The sequence below is a fragment of the Massilia yuzhufengensis genome (assembly GCF_900112225.1).
In the GTDB taxonomy this organism is placed as follows: Bacteria; Pseudomonadota; Gammaproteobacteria; order Burkholderiales; family Burkholderiaceae_D; genus Telluria; species Telluria yuzhufengensis.
The window spans coordinates 49,023-62,073 of sequence record NZ_FOLD01000014.1 but is presented as its reverse complement, the minus strand read 5'-3'; the positions used below and the strand labels follow the sequence as shown (position 1 = coordinate 62,073).

12 protein-coding genes are annotated in these 13,051 nt (G+C 63.2%); all 12 read right to left on the bottom strand.

What is annotated here, in order from left to right; all coding sequences use genetic code 11:
- Positions 1–50 precede the first annotated feature (50 nt).
- The 12 genes from BM031_RS13220 to BM031_RS13165 all read right to left on the bottom strand — a co-directional run bounded on the left by BM031_RS13220 (position 51) and on the right by BM031_RS13165 (position 13,027).
- Complete coding sequence (locus BM031_RS13220; RefSeq protein ID WP_091875043.1) at positions 51–1,247, bottom strand: acetyl-CoA C-acyltransferase; 1,197 nt, start codon at positions 1,245–1,247, stop codon at positions 51–53.
- A 26-nt stretch (positions 1,248–1,273) separates the two neighbouring features.
- The gene (locus tag BM031_RS13215) at positions 1,274–3,670 is read right to left on the bottom strand and encodes a 3-hydroxyacyl-CoA dehydrogenase/enoyl-CoA hydratase family protein (protein WP_091875042.1); all 2,397 of its coding nucleotides are present in this window, start codon (positions 3,668–3,670) and stop codon (positions 1,274–1,276) included.
- A gap of 122 nt (positions 3,671–3,792) precedes the next feature.
- Entirely contained in the window at positions 3,793–5,583 is a 1,791-nt protein-coding gene (locus BM031_RS13210) for an acyl-CoA dehydrogenase C-terminal domain-containing protein (RefSeq protein ID WP_091875041.1), read from the bottom strand.
- A gap of 51 nt (positions 5,584–5,634) precedes the next feature.
- Entirely contained in the window at positions 5,635–6,249 is a 615-nt protein-coding gene (locus BM031_RS13205) for a TetR/AcrR family transcriptional regulator (RefSeq protein ID WP_091875040.1), read from the bottom strand.
- Between the two features lie 339 nt (positions 6,250–6,588).
- Positions 6,589–6,969 (bottom strand): RNA-binding S4 domain-containing protein, encoded by a 381-nt coding sequence (locus tag BM031_RS13200; protein WP_091875039.1) that lies wholly within the window; start codon positions 6,967–6,969, stop codon positions 6,589–6,591.
- A 22-nt stretch (positions 6,970–6,991) separates the two neighbouring features.
- A complete protein-coding gene (gene clsB, locus BM031_RS13195) occupies positions 6,992–8,152 on the bottom strand; it encodes a cardiolipin synthase ClsB (protein ID WP_091875038.1) in 1,161 nt (386 codons plus the stop codon).
- Positions 8,153–8,157: 5 nt separating this feature from the next.
- On the bottom strand, positions 8,158–8,967 hold the full coding sequence (locus BM031_RS13190) for an endonuclease/exonuclease/phosphatase family protein (RefSeq protein ID WP_091875037.1): 810 nt from the start codon (positions 8,965–8,967) through the stop codon (positions 8,158–8,160).
- Positions 8,968–9,058: 91 nt separating this feature from the next.
- Positions 9,059–9,262 carry a hypothetical protein gene (locus tag BM031_RS13185; protein ID WP_091875036.1) on the bottom strand — a complete coding sequence of 68 codons (204 nt, stop codon included), beginning with the start codon at positions 9,260–9,262 and terminating at the stop codon, positions 9,059–9,061.
- Positions 9,263–9,623: 361 nt separating this feature from the next.
- A complete protein-coding gene (gene nudB, locus BM031_RS13180; protein ID WP_091875096.1) occupies positions 9,624–10,082 on the bottom strand; it encodes a dihydroneopterin triphosphate diphosphatase in 459 nt (152 codons plus the stop codon).
- A gap of 112 nt (positions 10,083–10,194) precedes the next feature.
- Positions 10,195–11,988, bottom strand: coding sequence for an aspartate--tRNA ligase (gene aspS, locus BM031_RS13175; protein ID WP_177207752.1), 1,794 nt, complete (start codon positions 11,986–11,988; stop codon positions 10,195–10,197).
- Positions 11,989–12,064: 76 nt separating this feature from the next.
- Positions 12,065–12,652, bottom strand: coding sequence for a DUF502 domain-containing protein (locus BM031_RS13170; protein WP_091875034.1), 588 nt, complete (start codon positions 12,650–12,652; stop codon positions 12,065–12,067).
- Positions 12,653–12,706: 54 nt separating this feature from the next.
- Entirely contained in the window at positions 12,707–13,027 is a 321-nt protein-coding gene (locus BM031_RS13165; RefSeq protein ID WP_091875095.1) for an FmdB family zinc ribbon protein, read from the bottom strand.
- Positions 13,028–13,051 lie beyond the last annotated feature (24 nt).

Genomic DNA, 13,051 nt, shown 5'->3' with positions numbered 1-13,051 from the left:
CTACAGGGTCAACGGATGTCCCGCCCACGCGATCTACAACTTGCTGATGCTTAGACGCGCTCGATGATACCGGCCGCGCCCATGCCGGCGCCGACGCACATCGTCACCATGCCGTACTTCAGGTTGTTGCGGCGCAGTGCGTGCACCACGGTCGCGGCGCGGATGGCGCCGGTGGCGCCCAGCGGGTGGCCGAGGGCAATCGCGCCGCCCATCGGGTTGACCTTGCTGGTGTCCAGTCCCAGGTCGCGGATCACGGCCAGCGCTTGTGCAGCGAAGGCTTCGTTCAGCTCGATCCAGTCCAGCTGGTCCTGGGTGATGCCGGCGGCGGCCAGCGCCGCAGGGATCGCGACCTTCGGGCCGATGCCCATGATTTCCGGCGGCACGCCGCGCACGGCGAAGGACGAGAACTTGGCCAGCGGGGTCAGGTTGTGCTCGCGCAGGATCTTCTCGCTGACGACGATCAGCGCACCGGCGCCGTCCGACATCTGCGACGAGGTGGCGGCGGTGACCGAACCCTTGGCGGCGAACACGGGCTTCAGCTTGGCCATGCCTTCCATGGTCGCTTCGGCGCGCGGGCCTTCGTCCAGGTCCACGGTGCGGCGCTTCACGGTGATTTCGCCGGTAGCCAGGTTCGGCGTGCGGGTGATGATCTCGACCGGGGTGATCTCGTCCTTGAAGTGACCGGCCTGCTGGGCGGCGATGGCGCGGCGGTGCGATTCCAGGCCAAAGGCGTCCTGGTCTTCGCGCGAGATCTTCCACTGGTTGGCCACGTTCTCGGCGGTCAGGCCCATGCCGTAGGCCAGGCCCACGTTTTCATCTTTGAAGGTGTCCATGTTGATCGACGGGTGGTGGCCCATCATCGGCACCATCGACATCGATTCGACGCCGCCGGCGATCATCACGTCGGCTTCGCCGACGCGGATGCGGTCGGCCGCCATGGCCAGGGCGGTGATGCCCGAAGCGCAGTAGCGGTTGACGGTGACGCCGCCCACGGTGTTCGGCAGGCCGGCCAGCACGACGGCGTTACGCGCCACGTTGAAGCCCTGCTCGGCTTCCGGGAACGAGCAGCCGACGATGGCGTCGATGATCAGGGCCGGGTCGAGGTTAGGCACGGCGGCCATGGCGCCGCGGATCGCGTGCACCAGGAGGTCGTCCGGGCGGGTCTTGTTGAAGAAGCCTCGCGGCGCCTTGCCGATCGGGGTGCGGGTGGCCGCGACGATGTATGCGTCTTGAAGTTGTTTGCTCATGTCAGTAATCCTGTTCTGTTCGCGGCTTAGTTACGGACTGGTTTACCGGTCTGCATCATGCCCATGATCCGCTCTTGCGTCTTCGGGTTGCCCAGCAGTTCGATGAAGGCCTTGCGCTCCATGTCGAGCAGCCACTGTTCGGACACCACGCTGCCCTGGTCGACGTCGCCGCCGCTCACGATCTCGGCGATCATGTCGCCCAGCTTGTAGTCGTGGGCCGAGATGAAGCCGCCGTCGCGCATGTTGACCAGCTGGCCACGGATCGTCGCCCAGCCGTAGCGGCCGGTGACGGTAATCGGGCGGCGCATTGGTGCGCGGTAGCCGGCGTCGAACATGGCGCGCGCGGTGGTTTTCGCCACGTGCAGCAGCTCGTACGGGTTGAAGACGATGACGTCGTCTTCCTTCAGGTAGCCCATGCTTTTCGCTTCCAGCGCCGATTTCGATACCTGCGCGGTGGCCGCGTTGGTGAAGCCGGTCTTCAGGAATTGCAGGATGTCGTTGCCCTTGGCCTCAAGGAAGGCGCGCACTGCCGCCTCTTTCAGGCCGCCGCCGGCCGGCACCAGGCCGACGCCCACTTCAACGAGACCAATGTACGACTCGATCGATGCCACGCGCTTGGAAGCGTGCAGCATCATCTCGCAGCCGCCGCCCAGGGCCAGGCCCGCCACTGCGGCCACGACCGGGATGTTCGAGTACTTCATCTGCATGAAGACGTTCTGCAGGTCGCGCACCATCGGGTCCATCGCTTTGGCGCCGCCCATCATGAAGGCCGGCATGGCCGACTGCAGGTCGGCGCCGGCCGAGAAGGCGCCGCCTTCGGCCGCATCGGTATTCCAGATCACCAGGCCCTTGTAGCCTTTTTCGGCTTCCGCCATGCCGCGCTGCAGGCCCTTCACCACGCCTTCGCCGATGACGTGCATCTTGGTCTTGAGCGAGATGACCAGCACTTCGTCGTCCGCGTGCCACAGGCGCACGGATTCGTCTTCGAACACGGTGGTGCCGGCAGTCTTTGGATCGGTGGTGGCCGAACCCGCTACCTTCGCGCGGAACTGCTGGCGCTGGTAGACCGGCAGGTCGGACGCAGGCACGTAGGCGTTCTTCGATGCCGAGTACGAGCCTTCGGCGGTGTGCACGCCCTTCTCTGCAACCTGGCCTTCGAACACCCAGGCTGGCAGCGGTGCGTTGGTCAGCGCCTTGCCGGAGTCGATGTCTTCCTTCACCCACTGGGCGATCTGGGACCAGCCGGCGGCCTGCCAGGTCTCGAACGGGCCGACGCTCCAGCCGAAGCCCCAGCGCATCGCGAAGTCGATGTCGCGCGCATTGTCGGCGATGGTGTCGAGGTGCACGGCGATGTAGTGGAAGGCGTCGCGGAAGATCGCCCACAGGAACTGCGCCTGCGGGTTGGTCGATTCGCGCATGGCCTTGAACTTCTTGACCGGGTCTTTCTCTTTCAGGATGCGGGCGACGATGTCGGCCGCCTTGGCGCCGCCTGCGACGTATTCGCCGGTGGCGAAGTCGAGGCGCTGGATCTCCTTGCCGACCTTTTTGTAGAAGCCGCCGCCGGTTTTCTGGCCCAGGGCGCCCTTCTCGATCAGCTTGGCCAGCACGTCCGGGGTCTTGTACAGGCTGAAGAACGGATCGTCCTGCAGGGTGTCCTGCATGGTCTTGATCACATGGCCCATGGTGTCCAGGCCCACGACGTCAGCGGTGCGGAAGGTGCCGGACTTGGCGCGGCCCAGTTTTGCACCGGTCAGGTCGTCGACCACGTCCACGCTCAGGCCGAATTTTTCGGCTTCGTGGATGGTGGCCAGCATGCCGAAGATGCCGACGCGGTTGGCGATGAAGTTCGGGGTGTCCTTGGCGCGCACGACACCCTTGCCCAGGGTCGAGGTCAGGAAGGTCTCGAGCTGGTCGAGGATTTCCGGACGGGTGCCGGTGGTCGGGATCAGCTCGACCAGGTGCATGTAGCGCGGCGGGTTGAAGAAGTGGACGCCGCAGAAGCGCGCCTTCAGTTCGTCGTCGAAACCTTCGGCCAGCTTGTTGATCGACAGGCCCGAGGTATTGGAGGCGAAGATCGCGTTCGGGGCGATGTGCGGGGCGACCTTCTTGTACAGGTCGTGTTTCCAGTCCATGCGCTCGGCGATGGCTTCGATGATCAGGTCGCAGCCCGCCAGCACGTCGAGGTTGTCCTCGTAGTTGGCCACTTCGATCAGGGATGCGTCGTCCTTGTTGCCCAGCGGGGCCGGCGACAGTTTTTTGAGGTTCTCGATGGCGCGCAGGACGATGCCGTTCTTTGGACCTTCCTTGGCCGGCAGGTCGAACAGCACGACCGGGACCTTGGCGTTGACGCAATGCGCAGCAATCTGCGCCCCCATCACGCCGGCGCCCAGCACGGCGACTTTCTTGACGATGAAATTGGACATGTAAGTCTCTTCCTAAGAGTTAGCCCGTCGTTCCGGCGCAGGCCGGAACCCAAGTTTGGCGATAAGCCGCGAACCTGGGTACCGGCCTTCGCCGGTACGACGGTTGTTACGTGATGGGTTGGTTAGAACAGCTCGACGTCCATCGCCAGCAGGTTCGCCGAACCCGAACGTGCCTGGCGAATCAGCATCGCGGTCTCCGGGTACAGGCGGGCAAAGTAGAAGCGCGCGGTGTGCAGCTTGGCCACGTAGAACTTGTCATCGGAGTCCTGCTTGCTGAGTGCGATCTTCGCCATCTGCGCGAAGAAGTAGCTGAACACCAGGTGGCCGACCACACGCAGGTAAGGCACGGCGGCGGCGCCGACTTCGTCCGGGTTCTGGAAGGCCTTCATGCCGATTTCCATGGTCAGCTTGGTGACCTTCTCGCCGAGCTCGCCCAGCGGGGTGACGAATTCGGACATCGACTCGTCCAGGCCGTTCTCTTCCACGAAGGCCTTGATCTTCTCGCCGAAGGCGCGCAGCTTGGCGCCGTTGTCCATCAGGATCTTCCGGCCCAGCAGGTCGAGCGACTGCACGGTGTTGGTGCCTTCGTAGATCATGTTGATGCGTGCGTCGCGCACGTACTGCTCCATGCCCCATTCGCTGATGTAGCCGTGGCCGCCGTAGACCTGCATCGCTTCCGAGGTCGCGATCCAGCCGTTGTCGGTGATGAAGGCCTTGACGATCGGCGTGAGCAGCGCGACTTCGCCGGCGGCTTCCTTGCGCACTTCTTCGTCAGGGTGGTTCAGTTCGCGGTCGATCTGCAGCGCGATGTACGAGGTCAGTGCGCGCCCGCCTTCGGCAAACGCTTTCGCGGTCAGCAGCATGCGGCGCACGTCCGGGTGCACGATGATCGGGTCGGCCGGCTTGTCGGGGGCTTTCGGGCCCGACAGCGAACGCATCTGGATGCGGTCTTTCGCGTACACCAGCGCGTTCTGGTAAGCCACTTCGGTCAGGCCGAGCGACTGCATGCCCACGCCCAGGCGGGCCGCGTTCATGAACACGAACATCGCCTGCAGGCCCTTGTGCGGCTGGCCGATCAGGGTGCCGACCGCGCCGTCCAGGTTCATCTGGCAGGTGGAGTTGGCGTGGATGCCCATTTTTTCTTCGATGGCGCCGCAGGCGATGCCGTTACGCTCGCCCAGCGAGCCGTCGGCGTTGACCATGAACTTCGGCACCAGGAACAGCGAGATGCCTTTCGAGCCTTCCGGTGCGTCCGGCAGGCGCGCCAGCACCAGGTGGACGATGTTTTCCGACATATCGTGTTCGCCGGCCGAGATGAAGATCTTCGAGCCGCTGATCTTGTAGGTGCCATCAAGCTGCGGCTCGGCTTTCGAGCGCAGCATGCCCAGGTCGGTGCCGCAGTGCGCTTCGGTCAGGCACATGGTGCCGGTCCACTCGCCCGAGACCAGCTTGGGCAGGAACAGCTTCTTCTGCTCGTCGGTGCCGTGTTCTTTCAGGCACTCGTAGGCGCCGTGCGACAGGCCCGGGTACATGGTCCATGCCTGGTTCGACGAGTTCAGCATCTCGTAGAACGAGTTGTTCAGCGAGACCGGCAGGCCCTGGCCGCCGTATTCCGGATCGCACGCCAGCGCGGCCCAGCCGCCTTCGACATACTGTTTATACGCTTCCTTGAAACCCTTCGGCGTGGTGACGGCCTTGGTGGCGGCGTCGAAATGGCAGCCCTCGCGGTCGCCCGAATGGTTCAGCGGGAACAGCACTTCCTGCGTGAACTTCGCACCTTCTTCCAGGACCTGGTTGATGATGTCGGCGTCGATTTCCTGGTAGGCAGGCAGGTTCTTGAACTCTTCGCTGACGTTGAGGAATTCGTGCAGAACGAACTGCATATCCCGGATTGGCGCGACGTACTGACCCATGGTTTTCTCCTGAACGAAGGTGATGTGTTGTTTGACTGTCGGCGCAGCGTGTTACTGCGCCGGGCTGCCTTGCGGCGTGGGATTGCGATAATTCTCGATGAGCCGCTCGAAGCCGCGACGCGCCCGCTCGACCGATCCGGGCATGCGCAGGAAACGCGCGTCGTGGTGCAGGGCCAGGATCAGCCCATACATCTCGTAGACCAGCTGGTCGGCGTCGGTGTCGGCGCGCAGGTCGCCCGCTTCGATCGCCTGGCGCGCGCTGCGCTGCAGCGCGCCCTGCCAGGCCTGCACCATCTTCACCAGCTCCTCGCGGATCGGGCCGGGGCGGTCGTCGTACTCGACGGCGCCGCTGATATAGATACAGCCCGACGCGATCTCGACCGACACGCGCTTGAGCCAGCGGTCGAACATCGACTCCAGGCGCGGCAGGCCGCGCGGCTCGCGCACGCTGGGGAAGAAGACTTCTTGCTCGAAGCGGTGGTGGTAGAGCTTGACCACTTCCAGCTGCAGGTCTTCGCGCGAACCAAAGTGCGCGAAGACGCCGGATTTGCTCATGTTCATCCGGTCTGCCAGCAGGCCGATGGTCAGGCCTTCCAAGCCGTCGCGGCTCGATAGCTCCAGCGCCACGTCGAGAATCGCCGCCCGCGTGAGTTCGCCCTTGCGCATGAATTTAGCTGAAGTAGTGATAACGGCCCCTGAATCGAAAAAATCCGAACGCTCGTACTATTATCTACCAGGCGTGAAATGTCAAACGGGAACTTAGAGGCGAAATTCTATTGATGCGAGACAACGGCAGGTGGAGAAAACCGCCTGCAGGACGTTCGCGGCGGGTTTTGGCCCGAACAACGTTGTCGCAGATGTAAAGGTACCCCATTTTTGACCGGTCGTGCGCTTGTTTTCACTTCGGGGTCAGGTCTGACAATCGGACACGGTCTCGACCATAACGGCGCCCTAGGGCTGAGGTCGTGTCCAAATGTCAGACCTGACCCCGAAGTTAGCCAAAATTTATGAGCCGGCTTTTTCGATGGCGCGGCGGTCGCGCTTGGTGGGGCGGCCCTTGATGTCCAGGCTCGGTTCCGGGAACAGGCGGCGGGCGGTCTTGTCGTTTTCGCGTTTGGCGATGCTTTCTTCGGTTTCGAAGTACAGCTCGCGCGCCACCGGGGCGGGGCCGCGCTTGTCGGAGATGGCGGCGACGATGACTTCCCAGCGGTCCGAGCCGTTGTCGATGACCAGCTTGTCGTTCACCTTCACGTTGCGCGAAGGCTTGACCGGTTCGCCGTCGATGCGCACGCGGCCGCGGTCGATGGCGTCGGTGGCCAGCGAGCGCGTCTTGAAGAAGCGGGCCGCCCACAGCCATTTGTCGAGTCGTACGTTGTTGTCTTCCATGGTGTTTCCTCAATCAGTCCGGTCAGGCGTAGCCGATGGCGAAGACCCGCATCACCAGTTTATACAGCAGGTAGGCCGCGCCGTAGCTCGCACGTTTCAGCCAGCCGACGTGGGCGAATTCCTCGGCGCAGACAGGAACGCCGTCGGCGATGCCGCGCTCGATGTGGGCGCGCATCGAGGCGGCGAATTTTTCGTCGAGGACGACCACGTTGGCTTCCTGGTTCAGGAACAGCGACAGCCCGTCGCAGTTGCTGGAACCGACCGTGGCCCAGTCGTCGTCGACCACCGCGACCTTGGCATGCAGCTGGGTCTTGCGGTACTCGACCACCTTGATGCCATCAAGCAGCAGCTTCGGGTAGAAGGAATGCGCCACCGCGTCCTGGATGTAGAACTCCCCTACCCCGATCAACAGGGTCACGTCGACCCCGCGCTGCGCCGCATGCGCCAGCGCCTTGCGGAACTTGCGGCCGGGGGCGAAGTACGGCGTGGCCAGCAGCACGCTGTGCCTGGCGCGGCCGAGGGCCTGCAGGTAGGCGCGCTGGATGGTGCTGCGGTTGCGCAGGTTGTCGCGTACGACGAAGGCTGCGCGCGCGGGGTACTGGCAGGATTGCGGTGGCTCCTTGCGCATTTCCTTGAACAGCTCGATGCGCTGCTTCAGGCCCAGGCGGCCGGCGCGCAGCCACTGGCCTTGCGCTTCGTCGTGGATCTGGGCCACCAGCGGGCCGCGTACCTGCACCGTGAAATCCCAGCGCGGCGCCGGCAGGCGCTTGTGTTCGGCGTGGTCGCACAGCCAGTCGTCGTTGATGTTGATGCCGCCGACGAAAGCGACTTCGCGGTCGATCACCACGATCTTGCGGTGCGAACGGGCGATGCCGCGCTTGCACCAGGGATTGAAGACCCGGTACTGGACCCCGGCCGCGGCGAACGCGGCCCCAAGGCGCGCCGCAGGCCGGTGCTCGGTGCCGATCCAGTCGACCAGCACCCGCACCTTCACGCCGCGCCGCTCGGCGCGAATGAGGGCATCGCGCACGGCGTGGCCGGTGTCGTCCTCGGCAAAGATATAGGTTTCGAACAGGACGTCGTAGGCTGCCGCGTCCAGCGCCGCGATCAGAGCGGGGAAAAAGGCGGTGCCGCTTTCCAGCAGGGTGACGTCGTTGTTGTCTACAAAGCTGACGTGGCGCATGGACGCTACGACAGCTGGAGTTCCGCCACGATCGGTGCGTGGTCGGACAGCTTGGCCCACAGCGGGCCGTGCATCACCTGGGCGTTGTCGACCTTGAAGCCGCGCACGTAGATGCGGTCGAGGCGGAACCACGGCAGCATGGCCGGGAAGGTGCGCGCCGGCGCCAGGCGCGGCGCCCGGCCGGCCCAGCTGCGCACCATGTCGCCCATGGCGGACTTGGGTCCCAGCTCGTCGAACACCTCCACCACGCCGAGCGCATTGCGCAGCCGGTCGCTGAGGGTATTGCGCCAGTCGTTGAAGTCGCCGGCGATGATTACCGGCTCGCCGTTGGACGAGGCATTGACGGCTTCGATCAGGGACAGGGTCTGGCGCCCCCGGCTGCCTTCGAACAGGCCCAGGTGGACAACATAGCAATGCACGCGACCGGCTGGGGTTTCCAGGACACAATGAAGAATCCCGCGCTGTTCGTAGGCGTGATCCGACACGTCGTGGTTGTGGGAATTTTCGATTGGGAAAGTACTGAGCAGTGCATTGCCATGGTGGCCGTGGTCGTACACGGCGTTCATGCCGTAGGCACTGTGGTGCTTTTCACCCTTGAAGTAATCGTACTGGGCGGTTTCCGGCCAGTGCCGGTGGGCCGTGTCTTCCTTGCCGTAGCGGGCCTGGAAGCGGTCATGCCGTCCCTGGACCTCTTGCAGGAACACCACCTCGGCGTGGAATTCGCCAATGGCTTTCTTGAGTGCGATCACCCGGGGCGTACTGCGTAGTGACGAGACGCCTTTGTGAATGTTGTAGGTAGCTACACGAATCTTCATGGGAACATTCTAACCGCATCGGGCAACCGTCCTTGTGGAACCGGGCCCAATCGTGCGCTGCCGGGCAATCGGGTACTGCGACCCGCAAGGCTTAGCGCATTCCCAGGGCCTCGCCGACCATGCCCTCATGGCCGCTGACGATCATCTTGCGGGGACGGTCGGTCTTCGGCGCTGCTTCTTCCCTTCCGCGCAGGGGACCGGACAGGCAAAGTCCCGAAAACAGTTCGACGTGGATGCAGCCATTGCCAATACTGATTTCCTTGACATAAGCATCCTGATGCAGTGCTTGGTCCATGTGATTCTCCCTTGTTATCTGGATGGATTTAAGTCGGCGGATTCCTACACCGGCTCAAGCAAGATATGACACAGACTCATCGGCTGTCAAACGATGAATGTATTGTGCATTATGAAATAACCGAATTTCCCATGGCCAATTATTTGACATATAAACATGTCAAAACAGGGATTCTGTGGCAAATTTTGGTGTATTTACTCTACAGTTAGCCCGAAAATACGTGGTATCGCACAGAAAACGGGCAAAAGAAGAACTAGCGTTCGCCGAGAAGGATTTTCAGGGACGTTGTCGAACTACTACAACAATGTTTCCTAACAGAATTTTATTCACCTCAGGAAATTTATCCACGGTGGATAAATCCTCAGGCTGATGGGGCGAGCTGGCGTGGCAGCTGGAGGATGGCTTCCGCGTTGGACGACGAGAAACAGCGGTCGGCCGCTTCCAGGTAAGGCAGCCAGGCGAAGCGGGTGTGTTCGCGCGGGCTCAGGACAATCGGGATATCGCGCGGCACGCAGACCGAGAACACGTGTTCCGTGTTATGGGTGACGCCGGGCGCGTAGCGGTGGCGCCAGACCGGGTAGATCTCGTAGATGTTGGCCATCTGCCAGTCGAGCAGGCAAATGCGCTCTCCGTCGGCCTGGATGCCGGTTTCCTCGAACAGTTCGCGGGTGGCGGTGTGCAGCAGGGGCTCGTCAGGCGCGTCGAGCGAGCCGGTGACCGATTGCCAGAACTCCGGACGGTCGGCGCGCTCGATCAGCAGCACTTCCAGGGCGGGAGTGTAGATGACGACCAGGACCGATTCGGGGATCTTGTGGGGCATCGAGGCTTTGAAAACAAACGCGGGCATGGCCACTGATGCAGCCACGCCCGCGTGGGTTGAACGCGCGGCCGGCAAAGCCGGCCACCCTGCGGGACTGTGTGTCCCGCCGGCCTTAAGCGACCTTTGGCTCGTTACGCAGGCGGATGTGCAGCTCTTTCAACTGCTTCTCGTCCACTTCCGACGGTGCGTTGGTCAGCAGGCACTGGGCGCGCTGGGTTTTCGGGAAGGCGATCACGTCGCGGATCGATTCCGAACCGGTCATCAGGGTGATCAGGCGATCCAGGCCGAACGCCAGGCCACCGTGCGGCGGCGCGCCGTACTGCAGCGCGTCGAGCAGGAAGCCGAACTTCAGCTGCGCTTCTTCGGCGTCGATCTTCAGCGCGCGGAACACCTTGCTCTGGACTTCTTCGCGGTGGATACGGATCGAGCCGCCGCCCAGTTCCCAGCCGTTCAGGACCATGTCGTAGGCCTTGGCGATGCAGGCGCCAGGGTTGGTCTCCAACATGTCTTCGTGGCCGTCCTTCGGTGCGGTGAACGGGTGGTGGGTCGCGGTCCAACGGTTGTTTTCTTCGTCGTGCTCGAACATCGGGAAGTCGATCACCCACAGCGGCGACCAGACTTCGTCGAACAAAGCGGCCTTCTTGCCGAATTCCGAGTGGCCGATCTTCACGCGCAGCGCGCCGATGGCGTCGTTGACCACCTTGGCCTTGTCGGCGCCGAAGAAGATCAGGTCGCCGTCCTCGGCCTTGGTCAGTTCCAGGATCTGGGCCAGGACTTCGTCGGAGATGTTCTTGACGATCGGCGACTGCAGGCCGTCACGGCCCTTGGCCTTCTCGTTGACCTTGATGTAGGCCAGGCCCTTGGCGCCGTAGATCGCGACGAACTGGGTGTACGCGTCGATTTCCGAACGCGGCATCGAACCGCCCTGCGGCACGCGCATGCCGACCACGCGGCCGCCCGTCATGTTGGCAGCCGAGTTGAACACCTTGAACTCGACCGACTTCATCAGCTCGGTCAGTTCGGTGAATTCCAGCTTGACGCGCATGTCCGGCTTGTCCGAACCGTACATGCCCATCGCGGTGGCGAAGTCCATCACCGGGAACGGGTTCGGCAGGTCGATGCCGGCGGCGTTCTTGAAGACGACGCGCATCATGTCTTCGAACAGGTCACGGATTTCCTGCTCGGTGAGGAAGGAGGTTTCGCAGTCGATCTGGGTGAATTCCGGCTGGCGGTCGGCGCGCAGGTCTTCGTCGCGGAAGCACTTGGTGATCTGGTAGTAGCGGTCGAAGTTGGCGACCATCAGCAGCTGCTTGAACAGCTGCGGCGACTGCGGCAGCGCGAAGAAGTTGCCGGCGTTGACGCGCGACGGCACCAGGTAGTCGCGCGCGCCTTCCGGGGTCGACTTGGTCAGCATCGGGGTCTCGATGTCGATGAAGCCCAGGTTGTCGAGGTACTTGCGCACTTCCATCGACACCTTGTAGCGCAGGCGCAGGTTGTGCTGCATCTGGTTGCGGCGCAGGTCGAGCACGCGGTGGGTCAGGCGGGTGGTTTCCGACAGGTTGTCGTCGTCCAGCTGGAAAGGCACCGGCACCGATGCGTTGAGCACTTCCACGCTGCTGGCGTTGATCTCGATCTTGCCCGACTTCAGGTTGGCGTTGACCGTGCCTTCGAGGCGGTTGGTCACGGTGCCGGTGATGCGCAGGCAGAACTCGTTGCGCACGTGCTCAGCGGCCTTGAAGACCTCGGCGTTATCCGGATGGCAGACCACCTGCACCAGGCCTTCGCGGTCGCGCAGGTCGATGAAGATCACGCCGCCGTGGTCGCGGCGACGGTGCACCCAGCCGCACAGGCTGACGGTTTGGCCCAGCAGTTCCTCGGTGACGAGGCCGCAGTAGTGAGTACGCATGGTGGACATAATTTTCGTTCCAGGTTGGTTGGTTCGTGTGAGGCCCGCAGGCCTGTAATTTTTCTTGCTGCGTGCTTTATTCGGGAGCGACCACGCCCATCGAAACGATGTGCTTCAGCGCCGCGTCGACCGACATGTTCAATTCCACGACCTTGCTGCGTTCCATCATCAGGAAGAAGCCCGAGGTCGGGTTCGGGGTGGTCGGCACGTACACGCTCACGTAGTCGCCCACCAGGTGGTTCTTCACGTCCCCGCCCGGCACCCCGGTGAGAAAGGCAATCGTATAGGAATCCGCGTGCGGGTACGGGATCAGCACCGGCGTGCGGAACGCGTTGCCCGAGGACGAGAACAGCGTGTCCGACACCTGCTTGACGCTGCCGTACAGCGAGCTGACCACCGGGATGCGCTTCATCACCCGGTCGCCCAGGCGCACGACCCAGCCGCCGATCAGGTTACTGGTCAGCAGGCCGGTGAGGAACACGATGGCGATCGTCAACACCGCGCCCACGCCCGGCACGTCCCTGCCGAACAGTTCGCGCGGCTGCCATGCTTGCGGCACGAACAGCAGCGACTGGTCGAGCGTGGTGATGATCATGGTCAGCACCCAGGCCGTGATCGCCAGGGGCACCAGCACCAGCAAGCCGGTCAGGAAATATTTGCGCATCGGGTTCTCTTGTTCTTGTTCGATACTACGGCCCTGGCCGGGCCACAGCATGGTCTAGGTGCCGCTCTTGTCGCCGCCGCCCGCTGGCGCCGCGGCCGCGGCCGGCGTGCTGCTGGCACTGCTCCCCTCGCTTGACGCGGCGGGCGCACTGCCGGAAGCTGTTCCTGCCGCCGTGCCCGTGGCCGGCGGCGTGCCACCGCGAAAGTCGGTGACATACCAGCCCGAGCCCTTCAACTGGAAGCCGGCAGCCGTCACCTGCTTTTTGAAGGCGTCCTTGCTGCACGACGGGCACACCGTCAGGACCGGATCGGAAATTTTTTGCAGCACATCTTTGGTAAAACCGCATTCATCGCAGCGGTAAGCGTAAATCGGCATCTGATACTCCGCAAAAATCTTCAA